The following is an 18,051-nucleotide window of genomic DNA, read 5'->3' as shown; positions in this document are numbered from 1 at the left end:
ATGATTGCAGCAGTTGATATAACAATATGGCTTGCTTTGGGCGCAGGAATTCTTTCTTTTCTTTCACCTTGTACCCTCCCTATTTTTCCAGCGTACTTATCCTATATTACTGGAATGACAGTTAAAGAAATACGAGGACCACAAGAGATAAAGGTACGAAGAAAATTATTGACCCATGCCATTTTATTTTTGCTGGGTGTGTCTATGATTTTCATTGGTTTAGGTGTAGGTGTATCAATGCTTGGCCAATGGGTTCAAGGATTGTTATCAGGTCAATCTGGTATTTTCCTTCAACGAATTGCGAGTATTTTCGTTATCATTATGGGTTTGTTCGTTGCAGGTTGGCTTGAGTGGAAAGGATTAATGAAAGAGAAAAGATTTCACTTTAACAAAAAGCCTGTGGGGTATTTAGGTTCTATATTTGTAGGAATGGGATTTGCAGCTGGCTGGACTCCATGTATTGGACCTATCTTTGCATCTATTCTAGTGATTGCTGGAAGTAATCCGACACAAGGAGCTATCTATACCATCATGTATGTGATTGGTTTTGCCATACCATTTCTTGTATTGACCTTCTTCATTGGCTCAACAAAATGGCTTGTTCGCTATAGCCAGAAAATAATGAAAGTCGGTGGGGCGGTCATGATTGCTATGGGAATTGTACTTTTCACTGGTCAATTAGCCAGCATTTCCAACTTCTTATTAAAACTGGTGCAGGATAGTTGGTTCGCTAATTTAGGTTAAGGAGGTAATAGTAAATGAAGAAAATTATTATTACGGTTGTGCTTTTGTTAATGTTTGGTTATGCTATATTCGATTTAACAAAAAGTGAGGAAAGCAATCAAGCAACTGAGGAAGAAATAATAGTAAGTAAAAAAAAGGAAGATACATCTAAAAAAGATACATCATCGGATATACAAGAAGGTCTTGAAGTAGGAGATGAAGCTCCGGATTTTCAACTACAGACCTTAAATGGGGAAAACTCAAAATTGTCTGATTACAGAGGACAAAGAGTAATGCTTAATTTTTGGGCAACATGGTGTCCACCATGTCGTGCGGAAATGCCGGACATGGAAAAGTTCTTTCAAAACAAAGATGTTGAGATCTTAGCTGTTAATTTAGCTGAAACAGAGGCAAGCATTGAAGATGTGCATGATTTTGTAGAGGAATTTGGTTTGTCCTTTTCCATTTTATTAGACGAAGGTAACCAAGCAGCAACAACATACCAAATCCGTCCTATTCCTTCTTCTTATATGATAGATTCTATGGGAATCATTCGCTACAAAGCCTATGGTCCCTTAAACTATGAAATGAAGGTGTCTGAATTTGAAAAAATGCAATAAGAATAGGTGATTCAATGAAGCAAACCATTTTAATCGTGGAAGATGATAAAATGATCCGAGAACTTATATCGGTCTACTTAACGAAGGCCGGTTACGAGGTGAAAGAGGCGGAAGATGGAGAAGCTGCGAAAGAGGCATTCCTAACTTATCATCCATGTCTAATCATTCTTGATTTAATGTTACCAAAATTGAGCGGAGAAGAATTTTGTATGTGGGTACGTGAACAAGAGCGAAATGAAGTTTCCATCATTATGTTGTCGGCAAAAGTACGTACGGTAGATAAAATAAACGGCTTAAAGCTAGGAGCGGACGATTATTTAACAAAACCATTTGATGGAGATGAACTTGTTGCACATGTGGAAGCAGTTCTGCGGAGACCAGGGCATTTTTGTCAAAAGCTAACTTTTGATGGTCTTTGTATCAAACCAAGAAAAGGAGAAGTAATCCTCTACGATAATCAAGTTCATTTAACTAAGTATGAATTTAATCTGTTATATTACTTGATGGAGAATCCAAATATTGTTTTATCAAGAGAACAGTTGATTGATCAACTTTATCCCAATACAGATAAAACTATCTTAGATCGAACAATTGATGCCCATATTAAAAAACTTAGAGAAAAAATAGAAGATAATCCTGCTACTCCCTTACGAATTCAGACTGTTAGAGGAATGGGGTACAAATTTGTACAGTAAACGAAGAAACTGGTTACCAAAAAGTTTATTTTAAAGCTCACACTATTAAACATCATTCTTGTCACCACTTTTATTTTAGTTACAAGTTGGGCACTCTACAATACGGCCTGTTATTTAGTCGAAGATATGCCGATGCAAGAACAAATATAAAATCAGTTTAGATCTACATTGTTTGATTATTTATTACTTTTTAGTTTATTTGCTGTTGCAATTGGCAGCACCCTTCAGTTTTACTTAAACCGAAAATTAATCAGTCCATTGAAAGAATTAATTGAATCAACACGAAAAGTAAAGGAAGGCTCTTATCCTAATCCGATTGAAGTTCATACAAACGATGAAATGGGAGAATTAATTACTCATTTTAATCAATTGACACACCAGCTAAAAATAAATCAACAGCAACGACAAAGGCTCGTATCTGATTTATCTCATGAATTTCGTACCCCTTTATCTAATTTAAATGGTTACCTTTCAGCTTTAAAAAACGGTGTGATAGAAGGGGATCCAAAACTGTATCAATCGCTTTTAGAAGAATCGAAGCGAATAACAAAATTAGTTGCCCAAATGGAACAATTAAAAGAATGGGATATCGAATCAACCCTTCCCTTATCAGACAAAGAATATATAAATATAAAAGCATTGATGGAACAATCAATCGAAATGTTTCGATGGTTACTAGATAAAAAAGCAATTCCGTATGAAATGAAAATAGATAATCAAAATATTAGTGTCAATACTCAAGGTATTACCCAAGTGATAAGCAACTTAGTAGATAATTCGATTCGATATTATCAGGGAAATGATCCGCTTATTATTAAAGGTGAATGCCTTGAAAAAGTATATAAAATATCAATCACTGGCGAAGGACAACAGATACCACTAACAGAGCAAGAAGATATTTTTGATAGATTTTATCGAGTGGACCATTCCAGAAGTCGTGAATTAGGAGGAAGTGGTCTTGGTTTAGCTATTTCAAAAGAAATCGTGGAAAGACATAAAGGAGAAATCGGCATGACTTCTAATGGTAAGATTCATACTTTTTGGTTTACGATTCCTCTTTAAAAATTACCTTACCTATTTCCACACTGTCTAAATAATAGTGGCACACCAGAATTTATGACTATGGTGTGCCTTATGAATGGATTATTATAAATTATTTACATAGAGTTGTTGAAGATCATTTAGTAGGTTCAAGTTCATCTTCTGTAACCCATTTGTGATTAGTAACCTTCTCTCCAGAGGTCGTTAATTCAAAATCTACCATATATACAGTTGTTTCTGTTGCAGAGTCAATTTCAGCCGTGGCTCCTTTCATTCCTTTCATATGGTCAGCGGTTACCGTTGCTTCTTCTCCTGTTACTAAAGATTCTTTACCTGGATTTTCTAACTCTTCATGAATGACCCATTTATGATCGGTTACTTTTTCACCACCGTTGGTAGGAGTATACGAAATGGCATAAACAGTTGTATCATACGCGCCAACAATGGTCGCTTCAGCACCATTCATACCTTTCATATGATCTGCATTAATAATAGCTTGACTACCCTCTGGATAAGTTGGATTGGAAGCTTTCTGTAGATCTTCTGGAACTTCACCAGACCCGGACATATTCATGTCAGAGTGATCCATTCCATCCTTTTCTTCATCGGAATCAGAATCGTTTTCCTCTTCTGTAGAAGAATTTGGTTCTGTAGTACTCTCTGGATTTGTCTCCTCAGTTGTATTACAAGCCGCTAATACGAAGATAGTTAACAGTAATGTAAGTAAGATTTTGATTTTAGTCATTTTAATTCCTCCATTTCGTCATTTATTGATACTATTTATTATCTAACAGTATTTTATTACGAATTATTTTTAAGCTTTTGAATAAACAATTTCTCACCAATAAAGGTCAGAATTAATACAACAAGGGACACAATCACGATTAATAGATCTGATTGTATTTTCACCCAAACAAATGCTGTTAAAACAATGGCATCGAGCGTAAAGGCTGCACCGACAACGAATAGATTTGCTTCTACTTTTTCTTTTAGTTTTGTAAGTAGTCCCCAATGAATGATCATATCCATAATTAAATAGAGAATAGCACCCATTGAAGCGATTCTGCTTAAATCAAAAAAGATCGTTAATATCATCGCGATTACTATTGTATACACGAGTGTATGGCGTTGAATACTACCAGGCATGCCAAAGTGACGATGAGGGATTAATTTCATGTCAGTTAACATCGCTAACATACGAGATACCGCAAAGACGCTGGCAATAATACCTGAAATCGTAGCAATGATCGCGATAATAACCGTAAACCAAACACCAAGGTTACCTAAAGCAGGTTCAGCTGCTGCAGCAAGAGCGAAGTCTTTCTTTTCTATTATTTTCCCTATTGATAAGTTGCTTGAAACAGCCCAAGCAATAAGAATATAGACAAACAAACTAATTAAAATCGAAAATAAAATAGCTCTACCAACATTTTTTTTAGGATTTTCAATTTCTTCCCCTTGATTGGTGAGTGTTGTAAAACCTTTAAACGATAATATCGTTAATGCAATGGCTGCAATAAAACTAGTAATGGTAGTCTCAGGTGATTGACCAGAACTTTCAGCAGGTTGAAAAGAAAAATTCGCAACAATAAGCCCTGCTCCGGCAAAGATTAATAATCCAATAATTTTTAAAAGCGAAATGACCGAAGTAAACGATTGTATAAATGTATTACCAGAAATATTCACTAGAAAGGCAAAAATTAGTAATCCAACACCAAGAATTGGTACCCAGATACTGTTTTGGTTGATATCAAATAATTGTAAGGTATAAGTACCAAAAGTTCTGGCTACTAAACTTTGATTAATCACCATAGAAAAGGCCATTAATAACGCTGCAAAGGCTGCTAATGTTCCTTTTCCGTACTCTTTTACCAGATACATGCCAATCCCGCCGGCAGAAGGATAAGCTTGACTTAATTTTTGATACGAGTAAGCGCTAAAACCAGTAACAATTCCGCCAATGATGAAGATAAAAGGAAAATATTTTCCTCCTAATTCAGCGACTTGACCAAGTAAGGCGAAAATCCCAGCACTAATCATTACACCGGTGCCTAATCCAATTGCTCCTAATAATTTGATACTGTTCTTTTTATATTGCGACATCGTGAAATTTCCTCCTTGTTGATTGCTATATCATATAATTACCCGTAAAATTCACAGATCATGCAAACGATAATTATAGTTAAAACCAAAACTCACTCTGCATGGAAGAATCATGCTTATAATTATTTGAAATTTTTGTTGACATTTCAAGCAAAGAGGAGTAGTTTTATCAATATTAAATAGGAAAATAAAAATATCAATCCTTTAATCGCTGAATCTTTAAAGAGCGGGGGAACCATTACTGGTAGTGAAACTACTATCTTGGGGTGAATCTTACTTTGTAAGAAGGGATACTCTCAATTCCTAATCCGACAGCTAACCTCGTAAGCGTTATTAATATCGAAGAGAGAAGGGTCCGCTTTTATAAAAAGGCCATTCTTTAGATTGGTCTTTTTTGTGCATTAGAAAAACATGAATTATTAACGATTGAGTAACTTAATTAAGTGAAACTAACTAAAAGACGAGATGGATGCTGATTTTTTTCTAATATTTCAAAAGAAAGGAATGAAACAAAATGATAAAAAAACAATTTGTAGTAATTGGATTAGGTAGATTTGGCAGTACAATCTGTAAAGAATTATTTTTACAAGGACATGAAGTCTTAGCGATTGATCAATTGCCGGAAAATATACACAAAGTTTCTAAATATGCTTCACATGTGGTAGTAGCAGATGCTATAGATGAAGATGCATTGAATTCACTAGGATTACGTAATTTTGATCATGCGATTATTGCAATCGGTGAAAAAATTCAGCCAAGTATATTATGTACATTAATTTTAAAAGAAATGGGAATTAAAAAAGTCTGGGTGAAAGCACAAAATGAACAGCATGAGAAAGTGTTGGAAAAAATAGGAGCAGACCGAGTGATACATCCTGAAAAGGAAATGGGGATAAGGATTGCAAACCAATTAAATTCGGAAAGAATCATTGATTACATTGAATTGTCTAAGGAATATAGCATCATTGAACTAGTGGCATCTAATAAAGTATCTTCACAGACAATAGAAAATTTGGATATAAGAGCAAAGTATGGATGTACCTTATTAGCAATAAAAAATGGTGAAGATATTAACATATCTCCATCTTCAAAAGACACAATCTATGAAGGTGATATTTTAATTGTAATGGGACAAAATAATGATTTAAAAAGATTTGAAGTACAAGGTCTTTAAATAATAACAATTATCAGGGGGAACACAGGATGAAAATACTAAGAATAGATAATTTAAGACCATCACAAATCATTGTTTTATTTTATTTGTTTGCGGTGATTGTCTCTGTTTGTTTATTAAGTTTACCGATCACAGTAAAACCAGAGGTTGACTGGACATTTTTAGATGTATTATTTACCGCAGTAAGTGCAATTAGTGTGACTGGACTTACAGTAGTGTCAACAGCTGATACGTTCAGTACGCCTGGAATATTTATTTTACTATTTATTCTTCAATTTGGCGGTATTGGTATCATGACGCTTGGAACGTTTTTTTGGCTTTTGATTGGTAAGAAAATAGGACTTAGGGAAAGGCGTTTAATTAGTACAGATCAAAATCAATCGCATCTATCAGGACTTGTTAAATTAATGAAACAAATTCTAGGCATTATTGTTTTAATTGAATTTATCGGTACCATTATTCTAGGAACTTATTTTTTGAATTACTTTGAAACGTGGCAGGAAGCGTATTTACAAGGGTTGTTTGCTGCGGTAAGCGCCACAACGAATGCAGGGTTCGATATTACGGGAAGCTCGTTAATTCCTTTTGCCAATGATTACTTTGTACAAATAATTAATATCATTTTATTAACTCTCGGCGCTATTGGATTTCCTGTGTTGATTGAATTAAAGGATTATTTAAAGAATAAAAAGATCTATCAACGAAGTCATTTTAGTTTATACACGAAACTAACAACAGTTACCTTCTTTTCGTTGATGTTATTCGGTACTTTGGTTATTTTATTATTTGAGTGGAATCATTTCTTTGCAGGTAAATCGTGGCATGAATCGATCTTTTATGCGTTTTTTCAATCTTCCACAACTAGAAATGGTGGTTTAGCAACAATGGATGTAAGCGCGTTTTCTAATCCCACTTTATTAGCCCTTTGTTTTCTTATGTTTATAGGTGCTTCTCCAAGTTCGGTTGGTGGGGGAATAAGGACAACAACATTTGCGGTTATATTGCTCGTCATTTATTCTTTTTCTAAAGGTCAAAAAGACATTAAAGTGTTTAGAAGTGAACTTGATCCTGAGGATATTCGAAAATCAGTGGTTGTTACTTTTCTTGCAATCATGATTTGCTTAATTTCTTTGGTTATATTATCTGCGACAGAAAGCTTTACACTGATGCAATTAATGTTTGAAATTAGCTCTGCTTTTGGAACAACAGGTCTCTCTATGGGAATCACTCCTGAGTTGAGTGGTATTGGAAAAATTGTAGTCATTGCTCTTATGTTTATCGGGAGAATTGGGATATTATCATTTATATTTATTTTTCATCACAAAGATCAAGAGGTCAATTATCATTATCCAAAAGAAAGAATTATAGTTGGTTAATTGGATTAGCCAACTATAATTAGGAAAAAAGTACAAACAACGAATGAAGCAGGCGAGCGAGTGTTCATTTTGAATTAATATGTTAAAGTAGAAGGAATGAAATATTAGGAAGGTGTAGTCAATGAGTAAAACAGTAGTGATCGCAGAAAAACCATCTGTGGGACGTGATATAGCACGCGTATTGAAATGTAATAAAAAAGGAAACGGATATATCGAAGGTCCAAGTTATATAGTAACATGGGCGCTTGGCCATCTCGTTACATTAGCGGATCCAGAAGCGTATGATAATAAATATAAAACATGGAAGTTAGACGAACTGCCTATGTTACCTGACAATTTAAAATTAGTAGTCATAAAAAAAACAGGTAAACAATTTCAGGCGGTAAAAAGTCAGGTGATTCGAAAAGATGTAAAAGATATCGTGATTGCGACCGATGCTGGACGGGAAGGCGAACTTGTCGCAAGATGGATACTAGAAAAAGTTCGAGTGAATAAACCGGTCAAACGTCTTTGGATCTCGTCTGTCACAGATCAGGCGATCAAACAAGGTTTTCAAAATTTAAAACCTGCTAAACAATACGAGAACCTGTATCAAGCAGCAGTGGCACGTTCTGAAGCAGACTGGTATGTCGGCTTAAATGCGACACGGGCATTAACAACGAAATTTAACGCACAATTATCAAGTGGCCGTGTTCAAACGCCGACCCTTGAAATGATAGCAACAAGAGAAAAAGAAATTAATCAATTTAAACCGAAAAAGTATTATCAAATAAAAGCAAAAACAAACGATGGTATTACGTTATCATGGCGAAATTCCAAAAATGAATCACGAATTTTTGATCAGTCCAAAGCACAACAATTACTTTCAAGCTTGAAAAATAAAGATTTATCGGTTAAAAGAATTGAAAAAAAGAACAAAAAGACCTTTGCACCAACGTTGTATGACTTAACAGATTTGCAACGTGATGCCAATCGAATTTTTGGATATTCTGGAAAACAGACCTTATCGATTATGCAAAAGCTATATGAGCAGCATAAAGTATTAACCTATCCAAGAACAGATTCGAAATATATCTCAACCGATATTGTACCTACTTTAAAGGAACGAGTTGCCAGTTGTGGGGTAGGAGCCTATGCAACAGTCGCCAATAAAATAAAGAAACAACCGATCAAAGCGCATAAATCGTTTGTCGATAATAATAAGGTATCTGACCACCATGCGATTATTCCGACAGAAGAGCCAGTCTATATATCAAAGCTTTCGGATCAAGAACAAAAAATCTATGATCTGGTTATTAAACGCTTTTTAGCAGTACTATTGCCACCTTTTCAATTCGAACATATTCAATTAACGGCTGAAATAGCTGGGGAAACATTTACTGCAAGTGGAAGAAATGTAATAGACCAAGGTTTTAAAGCCGTCTATGATCATGATACCGAAGAGGTAGATGAACAAAAGATCTCTAATATTTCAGAAAAACATGTATGGAAAAATCCAAATTTAACACTTGTTGAAGGAGAAACAAAACCACCAGAACGATTAACAGAGGGTACGCTTCTACAAGCGATGGAAAATCCGGCTAAATTTCTGCAACAAGACGAAAAGCATGCAAGTATTACATTGCAACAAACTGGTGGATTAGGAACGGTAGCAACACGTGCGGATATCATTGAGAAATTATTCAATACTTTTTATATGGAGAAGAGAGGGAAATACCTTTACTTAACATCAAAAGGTAAACAGTTATTAGATCTTGTTCCATCTGATTTACGTTCCCCTTTATTAACGGCAGAATGGGAGAAAAAGCTGACACAGATTGCCCAAGGACAATTGAAAAAGACTGCCTTTATTAGTGAAATAAAAGGTTACACAAAACAAGTCGTCCATCAAGTGAAGACAAGTGATGCAAGATATAAACATGACAATATGACAGGAACCAAATGTCCGAGTTGTGGTAAGTTAATGCTAGAAGTCAACGGCAAAAAAGGACGTATGCTTGTTTGTCAGGACCGTGAATGTGGCGAACGAAAACCAATCGCCAAAAAAACAAATGCACGATGTCCAAATTGTCATAAACGAATGGAAATGCGCGGGCAAGGAGAAGGTCAAACATTCTCTTGTGTCTGTGGTTATCGGGAGAAACTATCTACTTTTCAAAAACGAAAAGAAAAACAAGGGAAAAATAAAGCAACCAAACGAGATGTTAATAAATATATGAAAAAACAAGACGACGATTTTGCCAATACAGCGTTAGCCGACGCACTAGCGAAGCTGAAGAAATAATACGTAGCTTTATAAAATGACGGATTAACCTTCGTCATTTTTCTCGTTATCAGACCATAATGGAACAACAATAAGCTAATAAGTATCGCTTCAAAAATTCAGCTTGCGCAATACTATAAAATATACTATAGTTAAAATACAGTGAAATAGTATTTTTTTCCACATGGACGAAAAACATCTCCATGTCAGTAAATGTTTGCAAGGGGTGGATGGAAGTGAAGATGAGAAAAATATATCTTCTTTTCACAGATACGGGCACGATGTTATCACGAATGATCAATCTTTGTACAAAATCCACACTTAATCACTCATCAATTGCCTTTGACTCATCTTTGACAGAAGTGTACAGTTTTGGACGTAAGCAAGCCTATAATCCTTGGAGTGGTGGATTTGTAAAAGAGAATTTGCGTACACCTTTCTTCAGCCATTCCAAATGCGCCATTTATCAATTAACGATTACTGATGAAATGTACCAATTGTTATGGCAAAGGATTAAAAAGATGGAAGTTGAGACCGAACAATATCGATATAATTTACTGGGATTATTCGGTGTACTTTTTAACATGGAATTAAACAGGCAACACGCATATTTTTGCTCAGAATTTGTTGTTACCTTGTTAAAAGAAGCTGGTATTTATCTCAACGATAAACCCGCTTGTCTCATTAAACCTCAGGATTTAAAAGAGTGGCATGCTCTAAAATTAACGTATCATGGTGATTTACCTGTGTATTTACAACAACACGGTGGATACGAAGTGCAAGTACCGTTATGGAAAAGAATTTATAATTAACAGCTATTATTTATATCATACCGAAAAGGCCTTTATGTTCATCATAAAGGCCTTTTCTTTTCCTATAAGAGTAACATATCTGACAGATTATAATTAAACTGCGAAGTAAGAGTCGTGATAATTTTGAAATGGTTTGCCTATTAGTCATCCGCTCCGGCTGCCCACTTTCCTTTTACCACGGGCACAAGTGCAACATCTACTCAAGCAAGCTTTCGTAGTGTTTTCTATGCAGTGGGGTTTTCCCTTCAGCTAACTTTTTCAAGCATAAACCGCTTGAAAAAGTGGATCTTCAGGTAAAACATTCCCACAGGAGTGAAAGTGGGCGGCCTACGCTATAAATAGGTTCTACAACGGTTTTAACAGTTATAAACTTAGCCTTTTCTACAGATGATGAGATAGTAGTCATCATTTTAACTCTTGCATCCATTGTAGAACTTTAGCTAGCGCAGGCGTCCACTTCGACTCCTCGGGAATTAGCATGATCTGAAGATCCACTTTGAAAAGTGTTTTTCTTTTCAAAGTTAGCTGAAGAGCATGCCCCCGGGAAAGCGAAGTGGGCAAGCCGTAGCGGCTGTTGCGCACATACTTTCATTCAAAATTACCACTCTGCTTACTTCGCAGTTTGTGTCTACTGCATATGAGTAGATTTTTTTGTTTTTAGGTGACTGTCACAAAACAACTATCGGTGTACATAAACTATTCTGAATAACTGATTTTCAGTAGGAGGAATAATATGTACTCAAATTACGAATATGGATACCCTTACCAGGGCTATTATCCATACCCATTTTCACAAACTCAAGCATCATATCAAAATCACGTAAGACAGAATTATATGAAAGGACAGGCGACATGGACAGAAGGAGGAGCTGTAACACAATGTAATATTCCTTGGTCCTACAATCAATACATGACAGCGGCAGTTAGTAGCAATTCTCCTTATCAATGTAGGCAAACATTAAAAGTGAAAAATCCCCAAAACGGAAGAGAAATTATCGTCACTATTGTCGACACTGTACCTAATGCACCTGCCACAAACATTAATTTACACCGTAGAGCTTTTGAAGCACTAGGAGCAAACCCATCGATTGGTGTACTTGCCATTGAATTTCAACCATCCCCAGAACTTGAAGAGGAAAAATGGGGGAAATATTTACTGGAGGTAACTCAAACTGCTTATCCTAATTACAATGTTACTGATTATCTTTTTGTAGAAAAAACGCAACCTGCTTCTAATCAAATTAAAGAAATCTATGATTATACACTACAGTCACAACAGGAAAGAATCAAAGTAAGAGGAACTGTAGTCTACAATCCTACTACAGAAAGAGTAATCTCCTTTGATATTAAGGAATTATAATAATAAATTGCCCGGTTATCAGATAAAAGTGCCCGTATTACGTCTAAAAGTGCCCGGAAAACATTAAAAAGTGCCCGAATTATGCTGAATAGTGCCCGAAATATATCAAAAAGTGCCCGGATAATAGATTGAAGAGCTGGTCCTCGAACTAGCTCTTTTTTGCATATCAAAAAATAAGCCTCAAGTCTTAGAGGAAAATATATCTCTAGCCAGTTATCTTATTTCTTTAGACAAGCTATCATTAAGTCATGGAAGGAGGGAACACAAATGAAAACATTTTTACTCATTTGTTTAGCGGTTATTGCATCAATTATTTTATTAGCAAACCTAGGCCCAATGATTATGTTACTGATTAGTGTTGCTATTGCATATTATGGTGTTCGAAAATTTGTTGTAGCAGACACAACTGGCAAAAAGGTTGGATGGGGGATTGTGATATTAATTGGTGTTTCGATGTCACTATCAAATATCCCGGCACTAATCGGTGTGGTTGCCTTAGTTGTTTTATATTACACCTATAAAAAATGGCAACAAGAAAAAGACAATTACTATAAAGATGACTACTTAACATGGGACAAGCTTTAATTATATAAAAGGAGGAAACTAAAATGACAAACTTATTTACTCGTATTAAAGATTCAGTGATGGCAGATTTACACGATTTAATGGACCAAAAGGAGGAACAAAATCCGATTGCACATGTTAATCAGTATATTCGTGAATGTGAACAGGAAGTAAAGAAAATTAAACGATTGGTAGAAAAGCAGTATGAGATTAAACAAGATATCTCAAAAGAATTAAATCAAGCCAAAATGATGGTGGAAAAACGCAAACGTCAATTCCAGCTTGCGGAAGAAATGCAAGAAGCAGAATTAGCACAGGAAGCAAAATCCGAGTTAGACCAATTCGAAGTAAGAGTGACTCAATTGAATGAAATGTCTGATAAAGCAATTAAAGATTTGGAAATGCTAGAAAACAAATATGTTCAAATGAAACAAAAACTAAAAGATTTATATGTCAAACGCTTGGAATTAAAAAGCAGAGAAAATGTTGCCAGGACCAAACAAGGCATGAATAAAGTGTTAGAAACAGAACTTGTCTCTAAAAGTGCTTCAAAATTTGCAGAATTAGAAAGTTATATTGAACGAATTGAACAGCGAGTACAATCCGAATATCGATTGCACACATTAGATGCCCGTTTTCAAGATTTAGAAAAAAAAGCTACAAATTCCAACTAAAAACATGCTATTCTTATAAGTGAGGCTTTATTCAGTGAAAGTTTTACAGGTGATAACACTGTGATAAAAGGTACAGGAAAATCTGTACCTTTTTATTACATAATGAAACTACTATTTGGAAGGAGGCCAATTCAAATGTCGAAAAAAACAAGTTCCGATCTATTGCAATTATTAGTCATTATTGGCTGTGCGCTCTTACTTATTGAATTTATATTTCTGGATACCGGCCTCCTTTTTCTTGCTGTATTAGGGGCTTTTGGACTGTACATCGGGAAAAAATCGTTTGACACTACCACCGGAAAAACAATCTTTTGGGGTGGCGCCTTTTTCATATTCCTGGCAGTGATCAATACGTTTGTCATCCGTTTTTTCATTTTTGTCATTATTATCTATTTTGTCTGGAATTGGTATCAAAATAAAGAAAAAGAAAAAAATCGACCAAAATTTATTGATGTAACCGAAGAAACATTATATGAGGACCGTGTGATTAAAAATAAGTGGTTTGGAAAATATCATACTACGGAAGAAGCTTTTGCCTGGCAGGATCTCAATATTCAATCCGCAGTCGGCGATGTTGTTGTTGACTTAAATAATACGATGTTACCTAGAGAAGAATCTGTTATGGTCATTCGCCATTTAATAGGAAATATTACGATAATTGTCCCTTATGATGTGGAAGTAACAATTGATCACTCGATCGTTTTTGGAGATATTGAAGTCTTTGACCATCAAGAAAAAAATGCTTTTAACCGAACAATTCAATTACAAACAAAAGGATATCAAGAAGCACCTCAAAAAATCAAAATATATACACAATTGATTGCCGGAAAGCTTGAGGTGAGAAGAGGATGAAGTTATATACCAGAATTATTTCTACTAGTATATTATTTTCTTTCTTATTATTTATCATCTTAAGTATCTTTTTTTACTTGGCCTTTCCATTGGAAGACATTCGTTTGTTATGGACGGTTAAGGTGTTAGAAATTCCTTTTATTATCATGCTTCCCACAGTGACAATATTGTTCGGTTGTATTATAGGAGCAGTGGCGGCTGCATTTTGGCAGAAGCGAATAAAATTTTTAGAGAAGAATTTAAGCAGATTATTGAAAAACCAGACATTCTCAGATCCATTGTCATATGAGGAAATGAAGATTGTCCTGGATCGCCTGAAGGAAGTGCAGAATTATATTCAAGAACAAACCAAACGAACACAGAAATTAATAGAAGAGAGAGCTAGTGCCCAAGAGGAAACGATTAACCAGGTAATTTCTGAAGAACGGAATCGTTTAGCTAGAGAACTCCATGATTCGGTTAGTCAGGAATTGTTTGCTGCCTCAATGCTGGTTTCAGCTGTTTTGGCTGCGGAATCGGATCAAAGCGAAGTGAAAACAAAACAGCTACATCAAATTGAAACAATGATTCAACAAGCTCAACTCGAAATGCGGGCATTACTGTTACATTTAAGACCTGTTTTACTAAAAGACAAGTCATTAAAAGAAGGTATGGAGCAATTGCTGGAGGAATTACATGCAAAAGTTCCAATGGCGATAACGTGGCGAATTGAAGAAGTTGAAATTAATAAAGGATTAGAAGATCAGCTCTTTCGGATATTGCAGGAAGCATTATCTAATGGATTAAGACATGCACAAGCAGAAAATATTGATGTACTGCTAATTGAAAGAGACGCGTTTTTAATCTTGCGAATTGCAGACGATGGAGTTGGATTCAATTTAGAAGAAAAAAGAGAGAGTTCATACGGACTTACCAATATGTATGAACGAGCAGCAGAAATTGGCGCACACCTAAATATTGTAAGTATTCCTGACGAAGGAACGAAAATAGAAGTCCGTGTTCCATTAATCAGCGAAGGAGGGGACACAGAATGATTCGAGTGTTATTTGTCGATGACCATGAGATGGTTAGAATCGGAGTCAGCGCATATCTTTCGACACAAGCAGATATCGAAGTGGTCGCAGAAGCAGACAACGGAAAAAGCGCAGTGGCATTAGCATTAGATTTAAAACCCGATGTGATCTTAATGGATTTGGTGATGGATGAAATGGATGGTATTGAAGCAACACGTCTCATTATCGAAAAGTGGCCACAAGCAAAAATATTAATTGTTACTAGTTTTATTGATGATGATAAGGTTTATCCTGCACTAGAGGCAGGAGCTTCGAGCTATATATTAAAAACATCCAAAGCAGATGTGATAGCAAAAGCGATTCGAGATACATACGCTGGTGAAGCTGTTTTTGAAAAAGAAGTTACTGCCAAAGTGATGGCGAAAATGAGAAATAAGCATACCCCTGTTTTACATGAGAGTTTAACCAATAGGGAAATGGAAATCTTATTATTAATTGCTCAAGGCAAAACAAATCAGGAAATAGCGGATCAGCTTTTTATTGCCCTGAAAACAGCGAAAGTTCATGTTAGCAATATTTTAAGCAAATTGGAAGTACAAGACCGCACCCAAGCAGCGGTCTATGTCTATCAAAATGGGTTGTCCGAGTAGGTAGACAAAATGTAAAACTGGTGCCTTTTTTATAAGCAAGGAAAGTATATAATCCACGGTTTCAGGGCATTTGTTATCAAAGTATTCATTTTGAGATGTAGTATGTAAAAATCCACCGCTCCGGCTGTCCACTTCCCTTTTACCACGGGCACAAGTGCAACATCTACTCAAGCAAGCTTTCGTAGTGTTTTCTATGCAGTGGCGTTTTCCCTTCAGCTAACTTTTTCGAGCACAAACCGCTCAAAAAAGTTAGCTGAAGACACGCCCCTTGGAAAGCGAAGTGGGCAAGCCGTAGCGGGTTTTACATCTATTATCCATTTCAAAATTACTACTAAAAGGACCGGGTGGACTTTCCCGGTTTTTCTTATAGGCTTTTACAGCCCTAAAGTTTTGTTTGGTATTTTGATTCGAAACGATATGTTATCATTCTCAAGATCGATTTGTTGTGCTCTGACACGAAAGTTACTTCTTAGTTCCATTTGTGTCAAAGCAATGTAAATTTGTTCTTCCTTTGGATCGATGGTAATCCATTCGGGCGTTTCGACACGACTATTGACATATTGTAATATTCGGTCTTCAGGTAAACGCAGAAGACCGAGAGACATACTTTTAGCTTGTAAAACAATATCGCCATTTTCCTGAACAATTGGCTCAAAAGTAATATTTACAGGTACTTCTGTTGAAAAAGCTTCGACAGCACCCATTAAATTTACTTCCTCATCCAATTTAACAGCGTATTGAATATTAGAGGGTTGTGGCAATTTATCAATATAAGCATTTACTAATTCATTTAAATTTTCTTTGCTGGATTGCACGGTGAATTCTGCGCCTGCTTCGTCTTCAAGAAAAACTTTCTCTGGAAGTTCTGCTCCAGGTGCAGGCAAAAACACAAAAAGTATTATTCCTATTGCGATAATAGCATTAACTAATACTAAAGAAAGGAATAGTTTTTTCCAATTGGTTATTTTAGACTCTTTCATATCCTGTCATCCTTTAATTTTGAGCTTCTTGTATTTCATTTTCCAAATAAGTAATCACTCGCTCTGCAATTAATTCATATCCTTTGCTATTGGGATGAAAGTGATCTTCGGCAAATACATTTTCTGTTTCATTTTGATAAATGTCTTGCATCGGAATATAGTTGACTTGTTCATATTGATTGGTCACTTCTAAGCTTGTATTACTCCAACGGGTCAATATTTGTTCTAAAGCTTTTATGTCACCAAAATATTTCTCAAAAGGGTTAAAGAAACCTAATAAATAGATATCTGTTTCTTCATTAACAGAAAGGATATATTCGAATATTTCAGATAAACGGTCACCATACGGTTCGCGTTCTTTCATAAAAGGTTCTTCGGTTAAATTCATAAAGTTATCTTTCATGATTTGCATGATATCATTAGCACCGATTGTTATCAGCACCATATCTGCCTCTTCAAGTGATTCTGTAATCTCTGGGTCATCCTTTAATCTTTTTAATAAGTGATCGGTTCTGTTCCCTCGTTTTCCGAAGTTATCAAAGGTCACATCGTAATCTTGTTCATTTAAACGGTCTTCTAAAATCCCAACATAACCTTGATTATTTGTTTCATCCCCAACACCTTGTGTAAGGGAATCACCAATAGCGACGATATGAGTATCTTTTTTAAAAAAGTTGAGAGCATCAATAACTTCTTTTACACCATCTTGAATATTTTGTGATATAGAGTTTTGTTCCTCATCTCCTGATTCTTCAGTTAAATCTTCTTCTGAAATTTCTTCTGATGACTGCTCATCAGGCTGATCCACTATATCAGGTGGTGGATCCGATTGTATAAACGTTAGAAATACAACAGACAAAATTGCTAAAACAATGATTAGAAGTACGATATATGTCTTTTTATGCATGAACAACACCTACATTATAAATTCTCTTAAATAATTATACCCTTTAATTAATCTCAGTTAACATCATCTCCACTGTGTTATACAATATGCAATCATTTAGGATATCATGCTGGAACGACAGCGAAACTTATCAAGAAGTTTAACGTGCGATGAAATTAGGGATAAATGATATGTATTGTAGCATAAGAATGTTTGAGAGGTAAATAGGTAAATAGATAGCAAAAGAATAAGACCACAAACCCCG

18 protein-coding genes and 1 riboswitch are annotated in these 18,051 nt (G+C 35.4%); of the genes, 14 read left to right on the top strand and 4 right to left on the bottom strand.

The window, feature by feature from the left end:
- The 4 genes from BUC25_RS03540 (at position 1) to BUC25_RS03525 (ending at position 3,100) form a co-directional block, all read left to right on the top strand.
- The gene (locus BUC25_RS03540) at positions 1-744 is read left to right on the top strand and encodes a cytochrome c biogenesis CcdA family protein (RefSeq protein ID WP_073199707.1); all 744 of its coding nucleotides are present in this window, start codon (positions 1-3) and stop codon (positions 742-744) included.
- A gap of 14 nt (positions 745-758) precedes the next feature.
- Entirely contained in the window at positions 759-1,343 is a 585-nt protein-coding gene (locus tag BUC25_RS03535; protein ID WP_073199705.1) for a redoxin domain-containing protein, read from the top strand.
- Between the two features lie 14 nt (positions 1,344-1,357).
- A complete protein-coding gene (locus BUC25_RS03530) occupies positions 1,358-2,038 on the top strand; it encodes a response regulator transcription factor (protein ID WP_073199703.1) in 681 nt (226 codons plus the stop codon).
- A 168-nt stretch (positions 2,039-2,206) separates the two neighbouring features.
- Positions 2,207-3,100 (top strand): sensor histidine kinase, encoded by an 894-nt coding sequence (locus tag BUC25_RS03525; protein ID WP_244535115.1) that lies wholly within the window; start codon positions 2,207-2,209, stop codon positions 3,098-3,100.
- Between the two features lie 115 nt (positions 3,101-3,215).
- On the opposite strand, the gene BUC25_RS03520 is transcribed toward BUC25_RS03525, so the two are convergent.
- Positions 3,216-3,824: a YdhK family protein gene (locus BUC25_RS03520; RefSeq protein WP_073199701.1), complete on the bottom strand. Its 609-nt coding sequence runs from the start codon at positions 3,822-3,824 to the stop codon at positions 3,216-3,218.
- A gap of 56 nt (positions 3,825-3,880) precedes the next feature.
- Positions 3,881-5,182 carry an APC family permease gene (locus BUC25_RS03515; RefSeq protein WP_073199699.1) on the bottom strand — a complete coding sequence of 434 codons (1,302 nt, stop codon included), beginning with the start codon at positions 5,180-5,182 and terminating at the stop codon, positions 3,881-3,883.
- Between the two features lie 199 nt (positions 5,183-5,381).
- A riboswitch (cyclic di-AMP (ydaO/yuaA leader) is annotated at positions 5,382-5,527 on the top strand.
- 169 nt (positions 5,528-5,696) lie between these two features.
- On the opposite strand from BUC25_RS03515, the gene BUC25_RS03510 reads away from it, so the two are divergent.
- The 10 genes from BUC25_RS03510 (at position 5,697) to BUC25_RS03465 (ending at position 15,920) form a co-directional block, all read left to right on the top strand.
- Positions 5,697-6,356 carry a potassium channel family protein gene (locus tag BUC25_RS03510; protein ID WP_170862632.1) on the top strand — a complete coding sequence of 220 codons (660 nt, stop codon included), beginning with the start codon at positions 5,697-5,699 and terminating at the stop codon, positions 6,354-6,356.
- Positions 6,357-6,385: 29 nt separating this feature from the next.
- The gene (locus BUC25_RS03505) at positions 6,386-7,732 is read left to right on the top strand and encodes a TrkH family potassium uptake protein (protein WP_073199698.1); all 1,347 of its coding nucleotides are present in this window, start codon (positions 6,386-6,388) and stop codon (positions 7,730-7,732) included.
- Positions 7,733-7,853: 121 nt separating this feature from the next.
- Entirely contained in the window at positions 7,854-10,016 is a 2,163-nt protein-coding gene (locus BUC25_RS03500; RefSeq protein WP_073199696.1) for a DNA topoisomerase III, read from the top strand.
- A 221-nt stretch (positions 10,017-10,237) separates the two neighbouring features.
- Positions 10,238-10,807, top strand: a complete 570-nt coding sequence (locus BUC25_RS03495) for a hypothetical protein (protein WP_073200481.1) — start codon at positions 10,238-10,240, stop codon at positions 10,805-10,807.
- A gap of 733 nt (positions 10,808-11,540) precedes the next feature.
- Positions 11,541-12,167, top strand: coding sequence for a DUF3889 domain-containing protein (locus BUC25_RS03490; protein WP_073199694.1), 627 nt, complete (start codon positions 11,541-11,543; stop codon positions 12,165-12,167).
- 267 nt (positions 12,168-12,434) lie between these two features.
- Positions 12,435-12,752, top strand: a complete 318-nt coding sequence (locus tag BUC25_RS03485) for a lmo0954 family membrane protein (protein ID WP_073199692.1) — start codon at positions 12,435-12,437, stop codon at positions 12,750-12,752.
- A gap of 23 nt (positions 12,753-12,775) precedes the next feature.
- A complete protein-coding gene (locus BUC25_RS03480; RefSeq protein ID WP_073199690.1) occupies positions 12,776-13,405 on the top strand; it encodes a PspA/IM30 family protein in 630 nt (209 codons plus the stop codon).
- 135 nt (positions 13,406-13,540) lie between these two features.
- On the top strand, positions 13,541-14,257 hold the full coding sequence (liaF, locus tag BUC25_RS03475; protein ID WP_073199688.1) for a cell wall-active antibiotics response protein LiaF: 717 nt from the start codon (positions 13,541-13,543) through the stop codon (positions 14,255-14,257).
- A complete protein-coding gene (locus BUC25_RS03470) occupies positions 14,254-15,291 on the top strand; it encodes a sensor histidine kinase (protein ID WP_073199687.1) in 1,038 nt (345 codons plus the stop codon). Before liaF ends, BUC25_RS03470 begins: the two co-directional genes overlap by 4 nt.
- Positions 15,288-15,920 carry a response regulator transcription factor gene (locus BUC25_RS03465; RefSeq protein ID WP_073199686.1) on the top strand — a complete coding sequence of 211 codons (633 nt, stop codon included), beginning with the start codon at positions 15,288-15,290 and terminating at the stop codon, positions 15,918-15,920. The genes BUC25_RS03470 and BUC25_RS03465 overlap by 4 nt, the downstream gene beginning before the upstream one ends.
- A 374-nt stretch (positions 15,921-16,294) precedes the next feature.
- Here BUC25_RS03465 and BUC25_RS03460 read toward each other — a convergent pair whose 3' ends face one another.
- Both BUC25_RS03460 and BUC25_RS03455 read right to left on the bottom strand, forming a co-directional pair.
- Positions 16,295-16,900 (bottom strand): YpmS family protein, encoded by a 606-nt coding sequence (locus tag BUC25_RS03460; protein WP_073199685.1) that lies wholly within the window; start codon positions 16,898-16,900, stop codon positions 16,295-16,297.
- A gap of 13 nt (positions 16,901-16,913) precedes the next feature.
- Positions 16,914-17,807 carry a GDSL-type esterase/lipase family protein gene (locus BUC25_RS03455; RefSeq protein WP_073199684.1) on the bottom strand — a complete coding sequence of 298 codons (894 nt, stop codon included), beginning with the start codon at positions 17,805-17,807 and terminating at the stop codon, positions 16,914-16,916.
- Between the last annotated feature and the right edge of the window lie 244 nt (positions 17,808-18,051).

The sequence above is a fragment of the Gracilibacillus kekensis genome, assembly GCF_900143085.1.
In the GTDB taxonomy this organism is placed as follows: domain Bacteria; phylum Bacillota; class Bacilli; order Bacillales; family Amphibacillaceae; genus Gracilibacillus; species Gracilibacillus kekensis.
This window is presented reverse-complemented; position numbering and strand designations above follow the sequence as displayed.

What these genes read in the sequence shown, in the direction of transcription:
- BUC25_RS03515 (WP_073199699.1), bottom strand. Translation starts at nt 5,182, where the DNA reads ATGTCGCAATATAAAAAGAACAGTATCAAATTATTAGGAGCAATTGGA.
- BUC25_RS03480 (WP_073199690.1), top strand. Translation starts at nt 12,776, where the DNA reads ATGACAAACTTATTTACTCGTATTAAAGATTCAGTGATGGCAGATTTA.
- BUC25_RS03455 (WP_073199684.1), bottom strand. Translation starts at nt 17,807, where the DNA reads ATGCATAAAAAGACATATATCGTACTTCTAATCATTGTTTTAGCAATT.
- liaF (WP_073199688.1), top strand. Translation starts at nt 13,541, where the DNA reads ATGTCGAAAAAAACAAGTTCCGATCTATTGCAATTATTAGTCATTATT.
- BUC25_RS03535 (WP_073199705.1), top strand. Translation starts at nt 759, where the DNA reads ATGAAGAAAATTATTATTACGGTTGTGCTTTTGTTAATGTTTGGTTAT.
- BUC25_RS03540 (WP_073199707.1), top strand. Translation starts at nt 1, where the DNA reads ATGATTGCAGCAGTTGATATAACAATATGGCTTGCTTTGGGCGCAGGA.
- BUC25_RS03520 (WP_073199701.1), bottom strand. Translation starts at nt 3,824, where the DNA reads ATGACTAAAATCAAAATCTTACTTACATTACTGTTAACTATCTTCGTA.
- BUC25_RS03465 (WP_073199686.1), top strand. Translation starts at nt 15,288, where the DNA reads ATGATTCGAGTGTTATTTGTCGATGACCATGAGATGGTTAGAATCGGA.
- BUC25_RS03470 (WP_073199687.1), top strand. Translation starts at nt 14,254, where the DNA reads ATGAAGTTATATACCAGAATTATTTCTACTAGTATATTATTTTCTTTC.
- BUC25_RS03500 (WP_073199696.1), top strand. Translation starts at nt 7,854, where the DNA reads ATGAGTAAAACAGTAGTGATCGCAGAAAAACCATCTGTGGGACGTGAT.
- BUC25_RS03460 (WP_073199685.1), bottom strand. Translation starts at nt 16,900, where the DNA reads ATGAAAGAGTCTAAAATAACCAATTGGAAAAAACTATTCCTTTCTTTA.
- BUC25_RS03530 (WP_073199703.1), top strand. Translation starts at nt 1,358, where the DNA reads ATGAAGCAAACCATTTTAATCGTGGAAGATGATAAAATGATCCGAGAA.
- BUC25_RS03490 (WP_073199694.1), top strand. Translation starts at nt 11,541, where the DNA reads ATGTACTCAAATTACGAATATGGATACCCTTACCAGGGCTATTATCCA.
- BUC25_RS03495 (WP_073200481.1), top strand. Translation starts at nt 10,238, where the DNA reads ATGAGAAAAATATATCTTCTTTTCACAGATACGGGCACGATGTTATCA.
- BUC25_RS03485 (WP_073199692.1), top strand. Translation starts at nt 12,435, where the DNA reads ATGAAAACATTTTTACTCATTTGTTTAGCGGTTATTGCATCAATTATT.
- BUC25_RS03505 (WP_073199698.1), top strand. Translation starts at nt 6,386, where the DNA reads ATGAAAATACTAAGAATAGATAATTTAAGACCATCACAAATCATTGTT.
- BUC25_RS03510 (WP_170862632.1), top strand. Translation starts at nt 5,697, where the DNA reads ATGATAAAAAAACAATTTGTAGTAATTGGATTAGGTAGATTTGGCAGT.